The sequence below is a fragment of the Reella acinonychis genome (assembly GCF_052384575.1).
GTDB lineage: Bacteria > Pseudomonadota > Gammaproteobacteria > Enterobacterales > Pasteurellaceae > JBQSUQ01.
The window spans coordinates 116,071-137,335 of sequence record NZ_JBQSUQ010000007.1 but is presented as its reverse complement, the minus strand read 5'-3'; the positions used below and the strand labels follow the sequence as shown (position 1 = coordinate 137,335).

Annotated in this window: 21 protein-coding genes; 7 read left to right on the top strand and 14 right to left on the bottom strand. The window is 37.5% G+C overall.

Going from position 1 to position 21,265, the window contains the following annotated elements:
* The first annotated feature begins 133 nt into the window (after positions 1–133).
* From hinT to rlmC, 4 genes are read left to right on the top strand one after another with little or no spacing between them, the layout of a single operon-like run.
* The gene (gene hinT, locus ACT2CV_RS04425) at positions 134–484 is read left to right on the top strand and encodes a purine nucleoside phosphoramidase (RefSeq protein WP_464973586.1); all 351 of its coding nucleotides are present in this window, start codon (positions 134–136) and stop codon (positions 482–484) included.
* 2 nt (positions 485–486) lie between these two features.
* Positions 487–843: a putative periplasmic lipoprotein gene (locus ACT2CV_RS04420; RefSeq protein WP_464973585.1), complete on the top strand. Its 357-nt coding sequence runs from the start codon at positions 487–489 to the stop codon at positions 841–843.
* Positions 843–1,892, top strand: coding sequence for a beta-N-acetylhexosaminidase (gene nagZ / locus ACT2CV_RS04415; protein ID WP_464973584.1), 1,050 nt, complete (start codon positions 843–845; stop codon positions 1,890–1,892). The genes ACT2CV_RS04420 and nagZ overlap by 1 nt, the downstream gene beginning before the upstream one ends.
* A gap of 1 nt (position 1,893) precedes the next feature.
* Positions 1,894–3,048, top strand: coding sequence for a 23S rRNA (uracil(747)-C(5))-methyltransferase RlmC (rlmC, locus tag ACT2CV_RS04410; RefSeq protein WP_464973583.1), 1,155 nt, complete (start codon positions 1,894–1,896; stop codon positions 3,046–3,048).
* 4 nt (positions 3,049–3,052) lie between these two features.
* Here rlmC and ACT2CV_RS04405 read toward each other — a convergent pair whose 3' ends face one another.
* A complete protein-coding gene (locus tag ACT2CV_RS04405) occupies positions 3,053–4,438 on the bottom strand; it encodes a WG repeat-containing protein (RefSeq protein ID WP_464973582.1) in 1,386 nt (461 codons plus the stop codon).
* A 15-nt stretch (positions 4,439–4,453) separates the two neighbouring features.
* Positions 4,454–6,025, bottom strand: coding sequence for a murein biosynthesis integral membrane protein MurJ (gene murJ / locus ACT2CV_RS04400; RefSeq protein WP_464973581.1), 1,572 nt, complete (start codon positions 6,023–6,025; stop codon positions 4,454–4,456).
* A gap of 239 nt (positions 6,026–6,264) precedes the next feature.
* On the opposite strand from murJ, the gene rpsT reads away from it, so the two are divergent.
* Positions 6,265–6,528 (top strand): 30S ribosomal protein S20, encoded by a 264-nt coding sequence (rpsT, locus tag ACT2CV_RS04395; RefSeq protein WP_464973580.1) that lies wholly within the window; start codon positions 6,265–6,267, stop codon positions 6,526–6,528.
* A 74-nt stretch (positions 6,529–6,602) separates the two neighbouring features.
* Here rpsT and galU read toward each other — a convergent pair whose 3' ends face one another.
* The 7 genes from galU to tpiA form a co-directional block, all read right to left on the bottom strand.
* Positions 6,603–7,490, bottom strand: a complete 888-nt coding sequence (galU, locus tag ACT2CV_RS04390) for a UTP--glucose-1-phosphate uridylyltransferase GalU (protein ID WP_464973579.1) — start codon at positions 7,488–7,490, stop codon at positions 6,603–6,605.
* A gap of 59 nt (positions 7,491–7,549) precedes the next feature.
* Entirely contained in the window at positions 7,550–8,914 is a 1,365-nt protein-coding gene (locus ACT2CV_RS04385) for a phosphohexomutase domain-containing protein (RefSeq protein WP_464973578.1), read from the bottom strand.
* Positions 8,915–8,924: 10 nt separating this feature from the next.
* The gene (gene csrA, locus ACT2CV_RS04380) at positions 8,925–9,113 is read right to left on the bottom strand and encodes a carbon storage regulator CsrA (protein WP_464973577.1); all 189 of its coding nucleotides are present in this window, start codon (positions 9,111–9,113) and stop codon (positions 8,925–8,927) included.
* Between the two features lie 108 nt (positions 9,114–9,221).
* The gene (gene alaS, locus ACT2CV_RS04375) at positions 9,222–11,846 is read right to left on the bottom strand and encodes an alanine--tRNA ligase (RefSeq protein ID WP_464973576.1); all 2,625 of its coding nucleotides are present in this window, start codon (positions 11,844–11,846) and stop codon (positions 9,222–9,224) included.
* A 67-nt stretch (positions 11,847–11,913) separates the two neighbouring features.
* On the bottom strand, positions 11,914–12,393 hold the full coding sequence (gene coaD / locus ACT2CV_RS04370) for a pantetheine-phosphate adenylyltransferase (RefSeq protein ID WP_464973575.1): 480 nt from the start codon (positions 12,391–12,393) through the stop codon (positions 11,914–11,916).
* 1 nt (position 12,394) lies between these two features.
* Positions 12,395–13,672 (bottom strand): lipid IV(A) 3-deoxy-D-manno-octulosonic acid transferase, encoded by a 1,278-nt coding sequence (gene waaA / locus ACT2CV_RS04365; RefSeq protein ID WP_464973574.1) that lies wholly within the window; start codon positions 13,670–13,672, stop codon positions 12,395–12,397.
* Between the two features lie 105 nt (positions 13,673–13,777).
* On the bottom strand, positions 13,778–14,572 hold the full coding sequence (tpiA, locus tag ACT2CV_RS04360; RefSeq protein ID WP_464973573.1) for a triose-phosphate isomerase: 795 nt from the start codon (positions 14,570–14,572) through the stop codon (positions 13,778–13,780).
* Between the two features lie 183 nt (positions 14,573–14,755).
* Here tpiA and ACT2CV_RS04355 point away from each other — a divergent pair, with 183 nt between their 5' ends.
* Positions 14,756–15,193 (top strand): GNAT family N-acetyltransferase, encoded by a 438-nt coding sequence (locus ACT2CV_RS04355; RefSeq protein WP_464973572.1) that lies wholly within the window; start codon positions 14,756–14,758, stop codon positions 15,191–15,193.
* Here ACT2CV_RS04355 and yggU read toward each other — a convergent pair.
* The 5 genes from yggU to ACT2CV_RS04330 all read right to left on the bottom strand — a co-directional run bounded on the left by yggU (position 15,185) and on the right by ACT2CV_RS04330 (position 19,840).
* Positions 15,185–15,484 carry a DUF167 family protein YggU gene (gene yggU / locus ACT2CV_RS04350; RefSeq protein ID WP_464973571.1) on the bottom strand — a complete coding sequence of 100 codons (300 nt, stop codon included), beginning with the start codon at positions 15,482–15,484 and terminating at the stop codon, positions 15,185–15,187. The two genes, ACT2CV_RS04355 and yggU, sit on opposite strands and share 9 nt — an antisense overlap.
* Before the next feature lie 29 nt (positions 15,485–15,513).
* On the bottom strand, positions 15,514–16,083 hold the full coding sequence (locus ACT2CV_RS04345; protein ID WP_464973570.1) for a YggT family protein: 570 nt from the start codon (positions 16,081–16,083) through the stop codon (positions 15,514–15,516).
* A gap of 68 nt (positions 16,084–16,151) precedes the next feature.
* Entirely contained in the window at positions 16,152–16,667 is a 516-nt protein-coding gene (locus ACT2CV_RS04340; RefSeq protein ID WP_464973569.1) for an MltR family transcriptional regulator, read from the bottom strand.
* An 85-nt stretch (positions 16,668–16,752) separates the two neighbouring features.
* On the bottom strand, positions 16,753–17,904 hold the full coding sequence (locus ACT2CV_RS04335) for a mannitol-1-phosphate 5-dehydrogenase (protein WP_464973568.1): 1,152 nt from the start codon (positions 17,902–17,904) through the stop codon (positions 16,753–16,755).
* Between the two features lie 58 nt (positions 17,905–17,962).
* Entirely contained in the window at positions 17,963–19,840 is a 1,878-nt protein-coding gene (locus tag ACT2CV_RS04330; protein ID WP_464973567.1) for a PTS mannitol transporter subunit IICBA, read from the bottom strand.
* A gap of 365 nt (positions 19,841–20,205) precedes the next feature.
* On the opposite strand from ACT2CV_RS04330, the gene ACT2CV_RS04325 reads away from it, so the two are divergent.
* On the top strand, positions 20,206–21,258 hold the full coding sequence (locus ACT2CV_RS04325; RefSeq protein WP_464973566.1) for a rod shape-determining protein: 1,053 nt from the start codon (positions 20,206–20,208) through the stop codon (positions 21,256–21,258).
* The last annotated feature ends 7 nt before the right edge of the window (positions 21,259–21,265 follow it).

The window sequence follows — 21,265 nt, the reverse complement described above, 5'->3', positions numbered from 1 at the left end:
GCCAAATAGATTTTTAATATAATACGCCCAAAAAATTGAGCTGGGTCAAAAGTTAGTGATTAAATTGCTATTTTAGCTATTTTCTGATAAAAAAGCGGAAAATGATGGCTATCTTATATTGAGGAATATTGTTATGGCAGAAGAAACTATTTTCAGTAAAATCATTCGTAAAGAAATTCCAGCGGATATTGTATATCAAGACGATTTGGTCACCGCATTTCGCGATATTGCACCACAAGCTAAAACCCATATTTTAATCATTCCGAACAAGCTTATTCCAACCGTTAATGATGTGACGCAAGAAGATGAAGCCATATTAGGTCGCCTTTTCACTGTTGCAGCAAAAATTGCCAAACAAGAAGGCATTGCCGAAGACGGTTACCGTTTAATTATGAATTGCAACAAACATGGCGGACAAGAAGTTTTCCATATTCATATGCATTTAGTTGGTGGCGAGCCATTAGGCAGAATGTTAGCAAAATAACGATGATGAAAAAAATTACCTTAATTTTAACCGCACTTTTACTGGCTGCTTGTTCGAGTAAACCCAATTTAGTGCACACTCAGCAACCTATACTCAATATTTCAGCGGAATTACATCCGCTGATTGAGGCTGAGGTATCAAGTCATTCAGCTTGGATAAAAAATAAAACCGGCCAAAATCTAGGCGTTAAATACGATTTATTTTGGTATACAGAAAATGGGGTAACTCAGCCTGTCAGCACAACACAGGATCAATATAGCGCAACACTATTATTAACCCCTTTACAAAAACAGGCAATTTCGCTTACTCGTCCAACACCTGAAAGTGTAAATTATCGTCTATATTTAAGATTACAATAATGTCAACTTTGCTTATCGACCTTAAGGGTCAACAACTAGAATCGCAAGAAATTGAATTACTTGAACACCCTTTGGTTGCAGGATTAATTCTTTTTAGTCGCAATTTTTACGATCGCGAACAAATTCAAGCCTTAATAAAAGAAGTTCGCCAGCGCGTCAAGAAACCCTTATTAATAACAGTGGATCAAGAGGGAGGACGTGTTCAGCGTTTTCGCGAAGGCTTTACTGCACTACCAGCTATGCAATCCTTCGCTGAAATTTATGATGATCCATTTCAGCAAGAAATACTTGCTCAACAAGCGGGTTGGCAAATGGCCGCGGAAATGACCGCACTTGATATTGATTTAAGTTTCGCTCCAGTGCTTGATATGGGGCACCAATGTAAAGCTATTGGTGATAGAAGCTTTCATTGCGAATTACAACATACCCTTCGTTTAGCCACTGCTTTTATTAAAGGCATGAAACAAGTAGGAATGGCAAGTACGGGAAAACATTTTCCGGGTCATGGGCATGTCATTGCAGATAGCCACCTAGAAACGCCTTATGATGAACGTCCAAGCGCGGTGATTTTTGCGCAAGATATTCAGCCTTTCCAACAATTAATCCAGCAAAATTTGCTTGATGCAATTATGCCAGCTCATGTGATCTATACGAATTGCCATGATCAACCTGCCAGTGGTTCAACATTCTGGTTGCAACAAATTTTACGCCAACAATTAGGCTTTAATGGTGCGATTTTCTCCGATGATTTAGGTATGAAAGGCGCAAGTTTTATGGGTGATTTTGTTTCACGTTGTGAAAAGGCTTTATCTGCAGGTTGTGATTTATTGTTGCTCTGTAATGAGCCTGAAGGGGTTGAGCAAGTATTGGATAATTTAAAACTTGCTGAAAATCCACCGCACTTTGCTGCTCGCCAACAGCGTTTACAAACATTATTCAAAAAACAGCACTGCACTTGGTCCGAATTAACCAAAACACAACGTTGGTTGGATAATCATAAATCCTTGGCAGCATTGCAAGAACAATGGCTAGAGAAAAAAGCGAGCTAACATGCATTGCCCTCATTATCAAAATGGCCGCTGTCGTTCATGTGCTTGGTTAGAAAAAGACTACGCACAACAACTTGAAGAAAAACAACAGCATTTAAAACAACAATTGTCTGAACTGGATTTAACTGAAGTTGAATGGCAGATGCCTTTTCAATCTGAACAACACGCTTTCCGCAATAAAGCGAAAATGGTGGTCAGCAACAGTGTTGAACGCCCGATTTTAGGCATTGTCAATGCGGATAATAAAGCCGTTGATTTAACCGATTGTCCGCTTTACCCCACAACTTTTTCCGCATTATTCCCTGTGCTAAAAGATTTTATTGCTCGTGCAGGTTTGGTACCTTACAACATCATTAAACAAAAAGGTGAATTAAAATATATTCTGCTCACAGAAAGCCGTTATTCTGGGCATTTTCTATTGCGTTTCGTGTTAGCCTCAGAAAAGAAAATCCCGTTGATTCAACGAGAATTAGCCGGATTATTGACAAAATTACCGCAATTGAAAGTCGTCACTGCCAACATTCAACCACAACACGCTGCCATTTTAGAAGGTGAAAAAGAAATATTTTTGACAGAGCAAACTGTACTAGAAGAACAGTTTAACCAAATTCCGCTATTTATTCGCCCACAAGGCTTTTTCCAAACTAACCCTCGCGTTGCTGAAGCCCTATATTCCAGTGCACAACAATGGGTGAAAGATTTGCCTATTCATTCATTGTGGGATTTATTTTGTGGTGTAGGAGGATTTGGCTTACATTGTGCACAAGCATTATCAACCCAAAATTCTCATATTGAATTAACTGGCATTGAAATTTCCCCATCAGCTATTTATTCCGCCAATTTATCAGCGCAAAAATTAGGGTTAAATAATGTCAGATTTCAATCCTTGGATGCTGCACATTTTGCGCTTCATCAACAGAACAAACCCGATTTGGTTATTGTAAACCCACCTCGCAGGGGAATTGGTAAGGCCCTAGCAGAGTTTCTCAATCAATTACAACCGCAGTTTATTTTATATTCCAGTTGTAATGCCACAACGATGGGCGATGATCTACAATATCTGACCGACTATCGTATGCAGAAGATTCAACTGTTTGATATGTTTCCACATACGAGTCATTATGAAGTGCTCAGTCTATTGAAATTAAAGAATTGATTTTTTAATTAACCCAATTACCATTTCTATCTATATATCCAGTATAGCCTTTGTAAGTAACTTTAGCTTTTCCTTTAATAAATCTTTCTGCATAATCTAATTCTGGTCTAATTACCCAATTCCCTTGCAAATCAATAAACCCCCATTTTCCATCTAGACATTTACCATTCGAAATATACCCTCCACTATATACTCCAGCCAGCCCATCACTTTCACTAAATGCAGCAACACTACAAAAATGAGGAGGAAGAATATATTCCCCAGTTTGATTAATAAATCCCCATAAACCATTATCAATTTGCACCGCGGCTCTTCCTCTTGAAAAACGACCTACATTTGCGAATTGAGGTGTAATGACTATATTTCCTTTTTTATCAATAAATCCCCAAAGACCATTTTGTTCGAATTTAGCTAAACCATCATAATATTTACTCTTTTGAGCAATTCGTTTACTTCGCTTTTCTCTCATTTCATCAAATAAATACAAATTCTCAATAAAAAGTTTTGTATTTTTACTAATAATCTCGTCCATGACATTTCCATTCAATCCTTGGAACTCAGGTACAAATTGCAGTGCTCTATTTATAACATTTGGATAATTAAAAAATGTAACATTTTCATGTTGCGGATCTGTTTCTACTAAAGAATAATTAATAAAAGAACTTAACATATCAAAATCAAAACATCCCTTTTTATTATTAGATCTAGAGTAGCAATTATTTACCCATCTTGATAATTCAGAAAAATCTTTCACTTTATAGGATTCATGAACGAAGTCACTTATAGTTTGACGCAATTGCTCATTTGTCATAACAAACTTATCTAACTCTACATTATGAGAATTTGTAGATGGTTCAATTACAGTGTCTATATTATCAACTCTATCTGCTTTGATGTGGTTATATACAAACATACTAATTATTGTAATCAATATAATACTAATCAACGCTATATTTGGGGAAATAGAAAACTTCCTTTTTTTTGGCAAGCCCAGTTCATTAGGAATAGGAGAATTCCAATCTATGTTATCTAACTCAATCGGGTAAAAAATTAATTTTGTATTTTTCCATTGATATAATAACCAAAATAAAACAGCAGTACCGACTATATCCAATCGATAATGATTGGAAAATTTCCAACTACCTAAACCAAAAGCAGCTCCAGAAATAATTGCTAATATAACAACTAAGAACAAAATAAAAATAAAATTACACCAATAAGCAAATTTGAATTTTTTATATAAACTGTAAGTATGTACTATAAAAATAAATGATAATATCCATCCATCATGTTCAAGTTTAAACATAGATAAAATAATGAGAGAAGGATAAAAGAGATATGTAAAAAAACGATAAATATAAAGGTTAAGACGTGAATAAAGCTGTTCCATAAAATTATTCTCCGATCAATTAACTACTATCAAATGACGCTTACGAATTCCAGTAAACGCCAACATTGAAAAATAGCTGATTGCAGCGAGGCTGATTAACCACACTAACCAATGTACACGTTTAATAAAACCCATTGCATTCCATTGTTCAAGGTTTGGACTGAAATAATAGACTAAGCTTCCCATCACAATCGCAGCTAGCAAAACTTTCGCAAAAAACACCGCACTTTGACGGCTAAAATGATAGATATCATCTTTAACCAAGCCGCGATAAAGCAAATAAGCATTTAGGGTCGCCGACATCACTGATGCCATAGCCAAACCAACATAGCTGAACCAATAAGCAAGAATGTTAAAACCCATATTGCTTATCATAGCGATAATACCAATTTTTACCGGCGTTTTAGTATCTTGGCGCGCATAGTAACCATTCGCCAAAATCTTAATCAGCATAAAACTGAGTAAACCCGTATTAAACGCCCACAATGATAAGGAAGCCGATTTTACATCAGTTAGTGTAAACTCACCACGCATAAATAAGGTGAGTAACATAGGTTGTGCAAGCACCGCAATACCGATCATTGCTGGTACGCCTAGCAATAAAATCATTCGCACGCCCCAATCCATTGTATGACGAAAATCAACGACACTTTGTGGATTGTCGCTTTGATTAACATGCTGTCTGGCCAAAGTTGGTAGAATTACAGTAGAAATAGCGATACCGAATAAGCCGAGAGGAAATTCTAATAGACGATCGGAATAATATAGCCAGCTAATTGAACCTGTCATTAAGAAACTGGCAATAAAAGTATCAAGCAATAAATTAATTTGGCTAACGGATACGCCAAATAAAGCGGGAATCATCAGTGTTCTGATTTTTTTCACTCCCGGATCATTCCATGCCCATTTGGGTTTGACTAATAAACCCGCTTTTTTTAAGAAAGGGATTTGGAATAAAAATTGCAGTAAACCACCAATAAAAATACCTATGGCTAACGCTAAATCAGGGCTTTCTAATTGAGGTGCTAAAAAAAGTGCGGTGGAAATCATCGCAATATTTAGCAATACTGGTGAGAAAGACATGACGCCAAATTTCCCTAAAGTATTTAGAATAGCGCCAGATAGAGCAACAAAGGTGATAAACCACAAATAAGGGAAAGTAATTTTGAGTAGCAAAGAGGCTTGTTCAAATTTGGCTGCGTTGGGTCCATCATTTAACCAATCCATAAACCAGCCAGTACCAAAAATCGCCGCAACAACAGGGGAAAAGAACATAGCGAACAAAGTCACTATAGTTACTAAACCACCCAATGTGCCAGATACTTTAGCAATAAATTGCTGCGTTTTGCTTAAATCACCTGATTTTTGATATTCAGCTAGAACGGGAACAAACGCCTGTGAAAATGCCCCTTCAGCAAATAATCGGCGCAAAAAATTGGGAATACGGTTGGCAAATAAAAATACATCTGCGGCAGCTCCTGCCCCAATAATATTAGCTATCACTACATCACGCACCAAACCTAAAATACGTGATAATAAGGTCATTGTACTAACAATAATGCCTGATTTTAAAAGTCGTTTACTCAAAATAAAAGTCCGCTGTATAAAAAATTAGCTTAATTTTATAGAAATTTCACATTTTAGCTATATTCTAATGAAAAAAACTGATAAAATCTCGCCCACATCGTTATTTTGATCGCTTAACGGCTTATAGCGAAACCCAAAACGGTGGAAACATTCGGTTGTGTCTCACCGAAACCAACAAATTTTGTAGAGCCGATAATCGGTAATTCGTTTAATTAACACAGATTTTTAGGAGTTTGACCTTGGCTAATATCAAGTCAGCAAAAAAACGTGCGATTCAATCTGAAAAACGCCGTCAACATAACGCAAGCCAACGCTCAATGATGCGTACATTCATCAAAAAAGTTTACGCAGCAATCGCAGCAGGTGATAAAGCAGTAGCAGAAACAGCATTCGTTGAAATGCAAAAAGTTGTGGATCGTATGGCATCTAAAGGCTTAATCCACGCAAACAAAGCTGCAAACCACAAATCAAAATTAAGTGCTCGTATCAAACAATTAGCATAATTATTTGATTTAAAATTGCATAAAAAGAAACCGCAGTTCAAATGAATTGCGGTTTTTTTATTGCTAAGCAATCACTATAATGTTTTGACTAACTTTTTCAAGTATTCTTTAAACTCTTTACCTAACACATTATGTTGCAAACCATATTCAACAAAGGCTTGCATATAGCCTAATTTATCTCCACAGTCAAAAGATTCGCCTGTCATTTGGAAAGCTTCGACTGTTTCTTGATTAATAAGCATATCAATGGCATCTGTTAGCTGGATCTCATCGCCAACACCAACAGGTGTTTTCTCTAATAAATCCCAAATTGCTGCAGAGAATACATAACGCCCTACAACAGCAAGATTTGATGGTGCTTCTTCTACACTTGGTTTTTCTACCATACGAACAATTTTAGCACTCTCACCATTTTTAAAATCTACGCCATCACAATCAGCAATCCCGTAGCTACTCACATCTTTAGGATCGACCGCTGCAACCATAATCTGACTTGCCTGAGTTTGTTTAAAACGCTGAATCATCGCCGCTAAGTTCTCTGTTTTTTGGTTTGCGGTAAAATCAGCAAGTAACACGTCAGGTAAAACAACAGCAAATGGCTCACGACCAACCACAGGCAAGGCGCATAATACAGCATGTCCTAAACCTTTCGCATTACCTTGTCTAACGTGCATAATAGTCACATCTTTCGGGCAAATAGAACGTACTTCTTCTAAAAGCTGACGCTTAACGCGCTTTTCTAGCATGGTTTCCAGCTCAAAAGAAGTATCAAAATGGTTTTCGATCGCATTTTTTGATGAATGAGTAACAAGGACAATTTCTTTCACCCCTGCATTAATACATTCATTTACCACATATTGAATTAAAGGTTTATCAACCAAAGTTAGCATTTCTTTTGGAATCGCTTTGGTTGCAGGCAACATACGTGTTCCTAAACCCGCAACAGGAATAACAACTTTCATTTCTTTTTCCTTAAAAAAGACCGCACTTTGTATAAAGTGCGGTGTGTTTTATACTTATTTTATTGGCGTAATAACGCTAAAATTTCATCGGTTTTTTCTTTCATCAGCGCTTTATCACCGCGTGTTTCAAGATTCAAACGAACGACTGGTTCTGTATTAGAGCTACGTAAATTAAAGCGCCAATTTGGATATTCAATACTGATACCATCAATTTCATTCACATCTACTGCATCTTTCTCATAAGCTGCACGTACACGAGCAATAGAGGCTTTTGCATCCGTTAATTTACTATTGATTTCACCTGGTGATGGGTAAGTATCAATACTTTCATTCACTAATTCGCCTAATGTTTTACCGGAAGTGCACACTAATTCCATCACTAATAACCATGGAATCATACCACTATCACAATAGTAGAAATCGCGGAAATAATGGTGTGCTGACATTTCACCACCATATACTGCATCCACTTCACGCATTTTTTCTTTAATGAAAGAGTGACCGGATTTAGACATAACAGGTACACCGCCATTTCCTTCCACTAATTTAATCGTATTCCAAATTAAGCGTGGATCGTAAATAATTTTCGCACCTTGTTGTTTTTGGCTAAATGCTTGTCCCAATAAACCAACTACATAATAGCCTTCAATAAATCCGCCTTTCTCATCAAAGAAGAAACAGCGGTCAAAGTCACCATCAAACGCAATACCCATATCTGCTTTATGCGCTAACACCGCATCAATGGTGTCTTGACGGTTCTCATGCAAAATTGGATTAGGGATACCATGAGGGAAAGTACCATCTGGATTGTTATGGACTTTAATAAATTCCACAGGCACACGACGAGCTTTAAATTGTGCTTCGATCGCATCAATAACATGACCTGCCGCACCATTACCCGAATTGATCACTAATTTTAATGGTTTAATGTTGTCCAAATTAACATAGGAAAGTAAACGTTCAACATATTCGCCAATCACAGATTGTTGTTTGTAAGTACCGCGTTGCGTAACGGCTGGGAAATTATTTTCTTCCGCTAAGCGTTGAATATCAGCAAGACCTGTTTCAGAACTAATTGGACGAGATCCCTCGCGAACTAATTTCATACCATTGTAGTCCATTGGGTTATGGCTTGCGGTAACTTCAATACCACCATCTGTATTCAAGAAAGACGTTGCGAAATAAACTTCCTCTGTTCCCACTTCGCCTAAATCGATCACATTTACGCCTGAATCTAACAAACCATTTGTTACCGCACTTTTTAGCTCTTTACTTGTTAAGCGGACATCGCCGCCTACAACAATTGTTTTTGGTTTTAAGTATTGACCAAAAGCACGACCAATGCGATATGCAATATCAACATTTAATTCGTCACCTAAACGACCACGAATATCATAGGCTTTAAAACAAGTTAATTTAGACATAGGGATCTCCTTATTCAATCTCAGGCTGCTCGGCATGTTGAGATTTGATTCGTTGATAAATTTCTTTCCGATGAACGGAAATATCTTTTGGCGCTCTCACACCAATTTTTACTTGATTGCCACGTACATTTAATACAGTAACTTCAATATCATCGCCAATGAGCAAGCTCTCACCAATTTTGCGTGTCAAAATCAGCATACAAACCCTCCTTATATGATTTTAATAAGTGTTTGTAACATCCTTATTTGATAACACTCACTACCATATCCCTTACGTCTCCTTTAATATGGTAGCTTTTCGTTAAAATTACAGATTCCCTGTTAACCATTCCTGTGCAACACTTAATGCAGATGCAACATTCTCAGGTTGTGAGCCACCAGCCATTGCCATATCAGGACGACCACCGCCTTTACCACCCACATGCTGAGCCATCAAATTAACCAATTCTCCAGCTTTCACTTTATTGGTAAGATCAGAAGTCACCCCAACAATTAAATTCACTTTATCTTCTACAACAGAAGCAAAGACCACAACTGCGGATCCTAATTGATTTTTCAGATCATCCACCATTACACGTAATGCTTTCGCATCCAAACCATCAAGTTGCTGTACAATAGTTGAAACACCATTTATTTTCACCGCACTTTGCGCTAAATTTGCACCCGCCTGCATTGCGGCTTTTTCTTTCAATTGTTGCAACTCTTTTTCTGCTTTTTTCGCTTTATCTTGTAGCTGATGAATTTTCTCAGGCAGTGAAACCACATCAGATTTCAATAAGTCAGCGGCTTGCTGCAAAATAGATTGTTGTTCATGTAACCATGCCAATGCTTGCTCACCTGTCACCGCTTCCACACGACGAATGCCAGCAGCAACAGCCCCTTCAGATACTAGCTTAAATAGCCCAATTTCCCCTGTTTGTGTCACGTGTAAGCCACCACAGAGTTCAATAGAGAAAGGACTCATAGACACAACGCGCACCACATCACCATATTTCTCACCAAACAATGCCATTGCACCTTTTGCTTTCGCCTCATCAATGCTCATTTCTTCGGTGATCACAGGATGATTTGCACGAATATGATGATTAACAATACGTTCAACTTCCGCCAATTGCTCTTTTGTAACAGCCTCAGGTTGCACAAAGTCAAAACGCAATCCTGAATCTGTAACCAATGAACCTTTTTGTGCTACATGATCGCCTAACACTTGGCGTAATGCCGCGTGCAATAAATGGGTAGCACTGTGATTTAGTTTTATGTTCTGGCGTCTTACCACATTCACTGTCGCCGTCACTGTTTGTCCAACCGCTAAGTTGCCTTGCGCTAATTCACCAATATGTCCAACAACTTGACCATATTTTTGTGTATCTTTCACATCAAATTGCATACCAGATGCGATAATTTCGCCGCTATCGCCAATTTGACCTCCCATTTCTGCATAAAATGGCGTGTTATCTAAAATGATAACAGCACTTTGTCCCGCAGAAATAGATTCAACTGCTTCGCCACCTTGGAAAAGTGCGGCGACTTTTGCTTGAGTTTCTGATGCAGTATAACCTTCGAATTGTGTTTCGCCATCAACTCGAATGACATTATTGTAATCCATACCAAATTGGCTGGCAGATTGAGCGCGTAAACGTTGTGCTTCCATTTCTTTTTGGAAACCATCTTCATCAATACGGATATTACGTTCGCGACAAACATCTGCGGTTAAATCCAATGGAAACCCATAGGTATCGTACAATTTAAATGCTACTTGCCCAGACAGCTCACCGTTCTTCACATTGGCTAGCGCTTCATCTAACAGGGTTAAACCACGTTCTAACGTACGTGCAAATTGTTCTTCTTCTAAACGCAATAATTTTTCAACGTTGGCTTGTTTTTCTTTAACTTGTTTACCCGCTTCCGCCATAACCTCAATTAAGGTTGGCACAAGCTTATAGAAAAAGGTTTCTTTAGCACCTAATAAGTGACCATGACGTACCGCACGACGAATAATGCGACGTAATACATAACCACGACCTTCATTTGATGGAATCACTCCATCTGCAATTAAATAGGCACAAGAACGAATATGGTCGGCAATCACGCGTAATGATTTATTATCTAAATCTTTTACGCCGAGAATTTCTGCGGTCTTCGCAATTAATTTTTGGAAGATATCAATTTCATAGTTGGAATTAACGTGCTGCATAACAGCAGTCATACGCTCTAAGCCCATGCCAGTATCCACTGATGGTTTTGGTAATTTTTCCAAAGTCCCATCAGCCAAACGGTTAAATTGCATGAACACGATATTCCAAACTTCGATATAACGATCGCCATCTTCTTCAGGTGTACCCGGCAGACCGCCCCAATGTTGTTCACCATGGTCATAGAAAATTTCAGTACAAGGACCACAAGGGCCAGTATCACCCATAGCCCAGAAATTATCTGAAGCATAAGGTGCACCTTTGTTATCGCCAATACGAATAATATGCTCTGCAGGCACGCCTACTTCGTTATGCCAAATGTTATAGGCTTCGTCATCTGTTGCATAAACAGTGACATATAATTTTTCTTTTGGTAATCCCAGCCATTGTGGCGATGTTAAATATTCCCAACCGAATTGAATCGCATCATGTTTAAAATAATCACCAAAACTAAAGTTACCCATCATTTCAAAGAATGTGTGGTGACGAGCGGTGTAACCTACATTTTCTAAGTCATTATGTTTACCACCAGCACGAACACAACGCTGTGCAGTTGTCGCTCTAGTGTATGAACGTTTTTCTAAACCTAAAAAAACATCTTTAAATTGGTTCATACCAGCATTGGTAAAAAGTAAGGTAGGATCGTTTTCAGGAACTAAGGAACTACTTTCCACAATTTGATGACCTTTACTGTGGAAAAAGTCTAAAAAGGATTGTCTAATTTCTGCAGTTGTTTTCATAAATGTTATGATTTTTTTATTAATAATTTTTCATACCTATTTTGGCATAAATTTCACTTTTATAGAATTATTTTTTTATTCTATTTTTAAAGGCTTCCAACACAGGCGGAGGCACGAAATTATTCACATCTCCACCATGCAAATAAATTTCACGCACGATGGTAGAAGACACGTAAGACCACTGCTCCGTCGTTGGTAAAAATAAACTTTCAACACCTTTGGTCAGCACGCGGTTTAAATGCGCTAATTGTAACTCATACTCGAAATCCATGGTGGTTCGCATACCACGAATAATCACTGTCGCATTATGTTCTTGTACCACATTCGCCAATAAATTGGAAAAGCCAAGCACTTGAACATTAGGTAAATGCTGCACCGATTTTTGTACCAACTCAATCCGCTGCGCCAAATCAAATAAGGGTTTCTTACTTGGATTTGCCGCCACTGCGACAATAACTTTGGAAAAAAGCACCGCACTTCGCTCAATAATATCTAAATGCCCATTGGTTATAGGATCGAAAGTACCAGGATAAATTACTGTTGCCATATTATTTCTCTAAATAAGGTGTTAATAGCACTAATAAACGCTGCAATGCGCCTCTGTTTTCAATTAACACTTCATAGCCTGCCTGACCAAAGCGTTCGCACAAACTTGGTGAAGATAAAAAGCATTCCACTGCATCTGCAAGTGAATTCGAGTCAGAATTGACTTCCAATACAGCATTAACCATCAGCAATTTATGGAAAACTTCAGGAAAGTTGAAAGTATGCTGACCACTGATCACTGGTAACTTGAAAGCTAATGGTTCTAAAGGATTGTGCCCACCATGTTTAACTAAACTACCCCCCACAAACGCAATATCTGAGACACCATACATCAACATGAGTTCACCCATACTGTCTCCCAGTAAAACTTGGCTTTGCGCGCAATCCTTCAAATTTTGACTACGTCGACAATAAGTTAATTTTTCTTTCTCAATAAAGCCTGCAACTTGATTAAATCGTTCTGGGTGGCGTGGCGCTAAAATCAATAATAAATCAGGATATTTGTTTAGCAAAGTGCGGTGTGTTTCTAATATAATTTTTTCTTCACCTTCATGCGTACTTGCTGCGATCCATACGGGACGTGAACCTATCCATTCTTGCTTAAATTCCGTAATTTTTTGACGTAATTCATCAGTAATGACTAAATCATATTTTATATTACCAGTTAAGGTAAGCTGTCCTTTGTAGCCGAGATCTAAATAGCGCTGACCACTAATATCATCCTGTGGTGCAATTAAACGAATTTCATTTAAAACATTAGTTAAATATTGTTTAACCCAACCATAACGGCGCGCAGAACGTGCAGATAATCGCGCGTTAGCAATAATAAATGGCGCATTACGCAAATTCAATTGGCGAATTAAATTAGGCCAAATCTCTGTTTCAATCACAATGCAAGCTTTAGGTTGTATAAATGCTAAAAAGCGTTTTAATGCATCGGGCAAATCATAGGGCAAATAAAAATGTGCAACTGAATCACCAAATGCTGATTTAACCCTATCAGATCCTGTCGGCGTAACCGTTGTGACTGTAATGGCTAAATTGGGATATTCTGCTTGAATACGTCGAACTAATGGCGTTGCTGCAATAACTTCGCCTACCGAAGCAGCATGAACAATAATCCCATTCGGTTTTGTTTTTTGCTGCGTTGCATAAAAAAGTCCATAGCGTTCATTTAAACGTTTACGATAATTAGGTGATTTAATACTACGACCTAACATAAAAAGTAAAATGAACGGCTGCAATGCATACATTGCTAACGTATAACAAAGACGTAACATAAGTTAATTCAATTATTGATTGGCGTTAAGCATAGTATAAAGAATTTGGAAGCAATATCAAAAAAATGCGGTCAAATAGACCGCACTTTTTATCTCATTATTGAATTAAGCTTTCGCAGCTGCCGCTGCTTTTACGATCACTGCGAATGCAGGTGCTTTTAATGAAGCGCCGCCCACTAATGCACCATCAATATCAGGTTGAGTAAATAATTCCGCAGCATTTGCGTCATTTACAGAACCACCGTATTGAATAATCACTTGATCCGCTACTGCTTGCGATTTTGCCGCGATGTGATCACGAATGAATTTATGCACTGCTTGAGCTTGTGCTGGAGTTGCAGATTTACCTGTACCGATCGCCCAAATTGGCTCATAAGCAATAACCGCGCCGTTGAATGCATCCACACCTAATGCATTAATCACCGCATCGATTTGACGCGCACACACTTCTTGTGTTTTACCCGCTTCGTTTTCTGCTTCACTTTCACCGATACATAATACAGGGACTAAACCGGCTTCTTTTAACGCAGCAAATTTTTTCACGATGAATTCATCACTTTCATTGTGATAAGTACGGCGTTCTGAGTGACCAATAATAATATATTTCGCACCAAAATCTTTTAACATCGCAGTTGAAATATCGCCAGTAAATGCACCCTGTACATTCACATCAACGTTTTGTGCACCTAATTGGATTAAATCTTTACTGCCACAGCAGCAACTGCAACTTGCTAATGCTGCTTCTGCTTCAGCTAAATACATAACCGGTGGGGCAATTGCCACATCACAACCAGTTACGCCATGTAATTCTTCTTTTAAACCAGCAATTAATTCTTTAGTAAACGCTTTACTACCGTTTAATTTCCAGTTTCCCATCACTAATGGTTTACGCGCTGCCATTTGAGTTCTCCATAGTTAAATTAATAAAAAATAAACAGCATTAATATAGCAAATTTTCTCTTGCTGTTTTGATTTTTTTTATAGTTTTTTGATCTAGTAGATGATTATTTTATGTTTAACAGGTAAAATCTACTGTATAAATTTGTTATTTTTTAATCAATTCAACCTAAGACCAAGTTAATTATGCGTATCTTTAAAGCTGAACAATGGAACCTTGCTGTATTGCTTCCACTATTCGAAGAATATCGTTTATCCCATGGCATGGCAGAAAATCCCGATCGGACATTAACTTTTCTCAATAACCGTATTCGTTTCAGCGAAAGTATTTTTTTCATCGCATTTGACGATCAACAAAAAGCCGTTGGTTTCATCCAACTTTATCCTCGTCTCTCTTCTTTACAATTACAACGTTATTGGCAACTTACAGACATTTTCGTGCAAGAAGGCAGCAAAAAAACCGAAATTTACACCGCACTTATTGAAAAAGCGAAAGAATTTGTCAGTTTTACTCAATCCAATATGCTGACGGTTGAGCAAGATGAGAAGCAACGTCAAATGCTAGAAATGGAGGGCTTTCAACTTAATCCGAAGAAAGCCGTATTTGAATTAATCTTAAATTGATGAATTGATGAGATCCCTCACTTGTTGAGGGATTTGTTTTGGCGAAGGGATAAAAAGTTGTTTATGTCGTTGTAATTCGCCTTTTTCTAATTGAATACTGCTTTTCGGAACCTTAAATAGCTTACTCAAAAATTTCAATAAATGGGCGTTTGCAGCACCATCGATAGGCGGTGCAGTAATGCAAATTTTTAATTCACCATCATGCAAACCCACAATCGCATCTTTACTGGACTTAGGTTGTAAAAAAATGCGCAACCTTAATCCCTCTTGTAATTGTTCAACTGCAACCATAAAAAACGTCTTTTTATTTCACCGCACTTTTACACTAATTGCCACAAATGTGGAATAAGATCAAACATCACTTTATTTAACCAGAAGAGTAAGAATGCAACGACCATTGGCGAGAAATCAATCATTCCTGTTCTTGGTAAAAGGCGACGGATCGGGTTTAAAATAGGTTCACCTAATTGATATAACAAATAAGAAAGCGGATCATTGCCCCTTCTAAACCAACTTAAAATCGCACCAATAAACAACACATAAAGCAACATTTCACCAAATACTTTCAGCACGCTTAATACACCAACCAATGCTAATGTACTGATATTGGCAAGCATACCGTCCAACGACCAATTCCCGCCTAAAAAAGATAAAATTGGAAATTTGAAAAAACCGATTAAAAATACAAGCACTAATGCGGCAATATCAATGCCCTTTTTCGCATTTAAATATTTGCGCAACGGATTTAATACAGGATCAGTCATTTTCACTACTGATTGTGAAATAGGATTATAAAAATCAGCCTTGCAATATTGTAACCACATCCGCAACATTACCAACAGCATATATATGCCCAATATCGTATTTACCAAATATTGAATAGAATTCATACATTTTCCTCTAATCGAATCATATTTAGGCTAAAGATGGGGGTAAATGACAAGAAAATCAAGAAAAATTACAATGGACTTTCCACTTGTAACTTTTGATAAATATCACTAATAGTCAGAGTTAGGCAAGAACGTAACAATTTTTCGTGACGTAATTGTTTCATTTGAAAAACTAAAGAATCTGCACTTTCTTGGTTAGGTGGAAAATTCAAGAGTACTTTGTCCTGTAATAAATTTAACGAACGAGCAAACTCAACGATCACATCATCTGCAAACTCGTATTCTTTCTCATCATTATTTAATTTCTCTTTCATATGAATGAAAGTAAAAATATCTTCAAAAATGTCATGAGAAATCACACCTAGTCCTAATAAGACTTTTAGGCGGATAGAAAGATCGCATAAGGGACCTGAGGTTTCAAATAAACTATCCACCACTGATTTAACGGCAAAATCACTTTTGCGAAAAACGCGATTAATTAATTGATCCACAGCTTCATCGAAAATAGCGACAGTAGCGGTGATAAAACCCCGAATAGAAATGGATTCGTTTAATTTTTCATAAATTGGATCATCAGACAACACAACTTAAATCCCTAAAATACAAAGTGCGGTGTAAATTTCGTCTTTTTTAATTTAAAACTATATTAAAATACACCGCACTTTTTTATTATGCTAATTTATTATAAGCTTCAACGATTTTCGCTACAATTTCTGGCTGTTGTAACTCAGTGTATTTTTCCACCGTCGCCAATACGCCATTTTGCGCTAAAGATTGTTCTAATTCTAACGCTTGAGGATCATCTTGATTACGATAAGTTAAGGCATAAGCAATGGCTTGAATTAAGTTATCATGAGGTAAAACATACTCTAGAGTACCACGTAAAGGTTTAATTAAACGATCATTAAAACTTAATTTACGCAATGGTTGACGACCTACGCGATCCACATCATCCACTAAGTAAGGGTTAGCAAAACGTTTTAAAATCTTCTCAATATAAGCTGCATGTGCTTGAGCATCAAAACCATAACGTTGAATTAATACAGCACCACTTTCTTGCATAACCGATTTTACGAAATCCTTCACTTCAGCATCTTCAATACTTTCTTTCACAAATTGATGGCCTTTGAACTTGCCATAATAAGAAGTAATTGCATGACCAGTATTTAAAGTGAATAATTTTCGCTCAACAAATGCCATTAAATTATCCGTTAATTCCATGCCTTTGATATCAGGAATGGCACCTTTGAATTGTGTTTTATCCACAATCCATTCACTAAATTCCTCTACAGTAACCAATAATGGATCGCTATCATCCGCTTGTACAGGAGGAACAATACGATCTACTGCACTATCAACAAAACCAACGAATTGTTCGACTTGATCTTTTAACTCAGGTTTTAAATGACTGAACACCTCTTCTTTTAAAAAAGTTGTTCCACGTACCATATTTTCACAAGCAATGATATTTAATGGTTTGGTATTACCTGACGATAAACGCAATTCCAGCCCTTTAGCAATAGTGCTAGCAATTAATTTCAACACTGTTGGACCAACTGCTGTCGTCACAAAATCAACCTCATTAAATAATGCAACAACGCCAGCTTCATCTTTTGAATTAACACCCGTCACATTTTTCACTTGCTCAATTTGGTTGAGGCTATCACCAACAATTTTTACATTATAAGCTTGTTGGTTTTTTAATAGCTCAATGACTTTATCATTCACATCAGCAAAAATCACTTGTACACCACTATCAGCAAGTAGTTTACCAATAAAACCACGTCCGATATTACCTGCACCAAAATGTAATGCTTTCATATTTATTCCCTCTAGTAAGATGAATGGCGTGAAAATCACGCCATTTTTAACCGCACTTTTATGCTTTGAGTAATTCTAATACTTTATTTACATCATTGGTAGATGTGAGCAAATGAATTGCTTCTTCACTATCCAAGGCATTTGTAATTGCGGATACCACTTGAACATGCTCATTATTACGCGCTGCAATACCAATAACCAATTTCGCAACACCATCTTCATCTTCGGTAAAGCGAACACCTTCAGGATATTGACATACCACCACACCGGTTTTAATTACTGCATCTTTCGCTTCACTTGTACCATGAGGAACTGCCACACCCTCGCCCAAATAGGTAGAAACTAACTCTTCACGAGCAAACATTGCATCTACATAGCTTGGTTGAACAAAGCCGAATTTCACTAATTGCTCACCAGCAAAACGAATAGCATCTGCTTTATTATCTGCTTTTAAGCCCAAGAAGATTTGATCTTGCGTTAACGTAAATTTAGTACCATTTACTTCTACTTCATTTTCAACCGCACTTTCTGCTTTCTTATCACCTGAGAAATGCGCTTTTAAGTCATCCACTAAACCATCATAGAATTTGTTATCTAAGAAGTTATGTAATGAATAATGCATTGCAGTAGGAACTTGTTTTTGCGCACGTGGTGTTAAGTCTTGGTGAGTAATGACCATGCGTGCATCTGCTGGTAAATCATTAATTGCACAGTTAGTCACTTCAAGTGGTAAGCCAGCATCTTTTACTTTTTTACGTAACATGCTTGCACCCATTGCACTTGAACCCATACCGGCGTCGCAAGATACGAAGATTTTTTGTAAGCCATTAAAGTCAGTGACAACTGGTTGTGTCGCTTGGTTACCTTTCATTGCTTTTGATGCTGCTTGCATATCTTCTAATGAATTACCTTCACCTTCTTTTTGAATTTTTAAGAAAAATGCTGATACCACAAAAGAGACTACAGAAGCAGCAATAACAGAGCAGATTACCCCAACAAATGATGCTTTAGGTGTCATTGCTAACACAGCGATGATAGAACCTGGCGATGCTGGCGCTTGTAAACCTGCATTAAACATCACTAAAGTAAATACGCCTGTTGCACCACCTGCGATCACTGCAAGGATTAAACGAGGATTCATTAACACATAAGGGAAATAAATTTCGTGGATACCACCAAAGAAGTGGATGATCGCTGCACCACCAGAAGTTTGTTTTGCAGAACCTTTACCAAACAACATGTAAGCTAATAACACCCCTAAACCTGGACCTGGGTTTGCTTCAATTAAGAAGAAAATTGATTGTCCAAATTCTTGTGATTGTTGGATACCTAAAGGTGAGAAAATACCATGGTTAATCGCATTGTTTAAGAATAGAATTTTCGCTGGTTCAACAAAAACAGATGTTAATGGTAATAAGTGATTTTGTACTAATACATCTACACCTGAAGCAAGTACTTGGGAAATCACTTTTACAGCCGGACCCACTACCCAGAAGAACAGGATAGCTAAAATCATACCAATAATACCAGATGAGAAGTTATTAACTAACATCTCAAATCCGCTCTTGATTTTACCTTCTGACCATTTATCAAAAGATTTGATTGCCCATCCACCTGTAGGACCTGCGATCATTGCCCCTAAGAACATAGGAATATCAGTACCAACTATTACACCTGCTGTGGTAATCGCACCAACAACAGCACCACGTTCACCACCGACTAATTTACCACCAGTATAACCAATAAGTAATGGTAATAAGAAAGTGATCATTGGCCCTACTAGCTTAGCTAGCATTTCATTTGGTAACCAACCTGTAGGAATGAAAAGTGCGGTAATAAAACCCCACGCAATAAATGCCCCAATATTAGGCATCACCATATTTGATAGGAAACGTCCAAAACCTTGGATTTTCACTTTTGCATTTGCTGATAGCATATATAACCTCAATAAGAATTGACTGATTAAAATTGACGCAAAAATAGCATAGTGGCTATGTAATGCAAATTTTTTAATCAATAATTGTGAAGTTGATCACAAAATATTTTCAAACACAAAAAATCAAAATGTGATCAAGATCACATATTTACACTCAAGAAATTTATTGTGTGACAAAGATCACATTTTCATCCTTAATTTTTAATACATAATGAATTATGAACATTTCACTGATTTTTTCTGCCAACGTATAAAATTTACTGTAACAACTGATGATTTTTTGGTACATTAAGCACAATTTTTGCTATGCCTAAAATTAGGGCAAATTATCACCAAATATATCACCCAATAGTAGTGGAACACTTATGTTATTTAAAAAAATTCGCGGTTTATTCTCAAACGATCTTTCTATTGATTTAGGTACAGCCAACACCTTAATTTATGTAAAAGGTCAAGGTATTGTATTAGATGAGCCTTCTGTGGTGGCTATTCGTCAAGGAAAAGCAGGACAAAAAAGCCTCGCTGCAGTGGGTAAAGACGCCAAAATGATGTTAGGTCGTACATCAAATAATATTGAAGCTATTCGTCCAATGAAAGATGGCGTTATCGCTGACTTTTCTGTGACAGAAAAAATGCTACAACATTTTATTAAGCAAGTGCATAGTGGCAACTTTTTACGCCCAAGCCCTCGTGTGTTGGTTTGTGTTCCAGCCGGTGCAACACAAGTTGAACGCCGCGCAATTAAAGAATCTGCCATTGGTGCAGGCGCACGTGAAGTCTATTTAATTGAAGAACCAATGGCAGCAGCAATTGGTGCTGGCTTACCTGTTTCTACTCCTATCGGTTCAATGGTAATTGACATTGGTGGTGGTACCACAGAAATAGCGGTTATCGCCTTAAATGGTGTATCTTATTCTTCTTCTGTACGTGTTGGAGGCGATAAATTAGACGAAGCCATTATTTCTTATGTGCGCAAAACCTTTGGTTCAATCATTGGTGAAGCAACAGCTGAACGTATCAAACATGAGATTGGTACCGCTTATATTGAAAATGATGCTGATGTTTTATCAATGGAAGTGCATGGTTTAAACCTTTCTGAAGGGGTACCAAGACCATTTACTTTAACCTCGAAAGATGTATTAGAAGCGATTCAACAACCATTAAAAGATATTGTCGGCGCAATGCGTACCGCATTAGAAGAATGTAAACCTGAACACGCCGCAGATATTTATGAGCGCGGTATGGTATTAACAGGCGGTGGCGCGTTATTACGCAATATTGAAGTGTTATTAGCAAAAGAATCAGGCGTACCTGTGGTTATTGCTAAAGATCCGCTCACTTGCGTTGCACGCGGTGGTGGCGAAGCTTTAGATATGATCGACATGCACGGTGGCGATATTTTTAGCGACGACCTTTAATTAACGA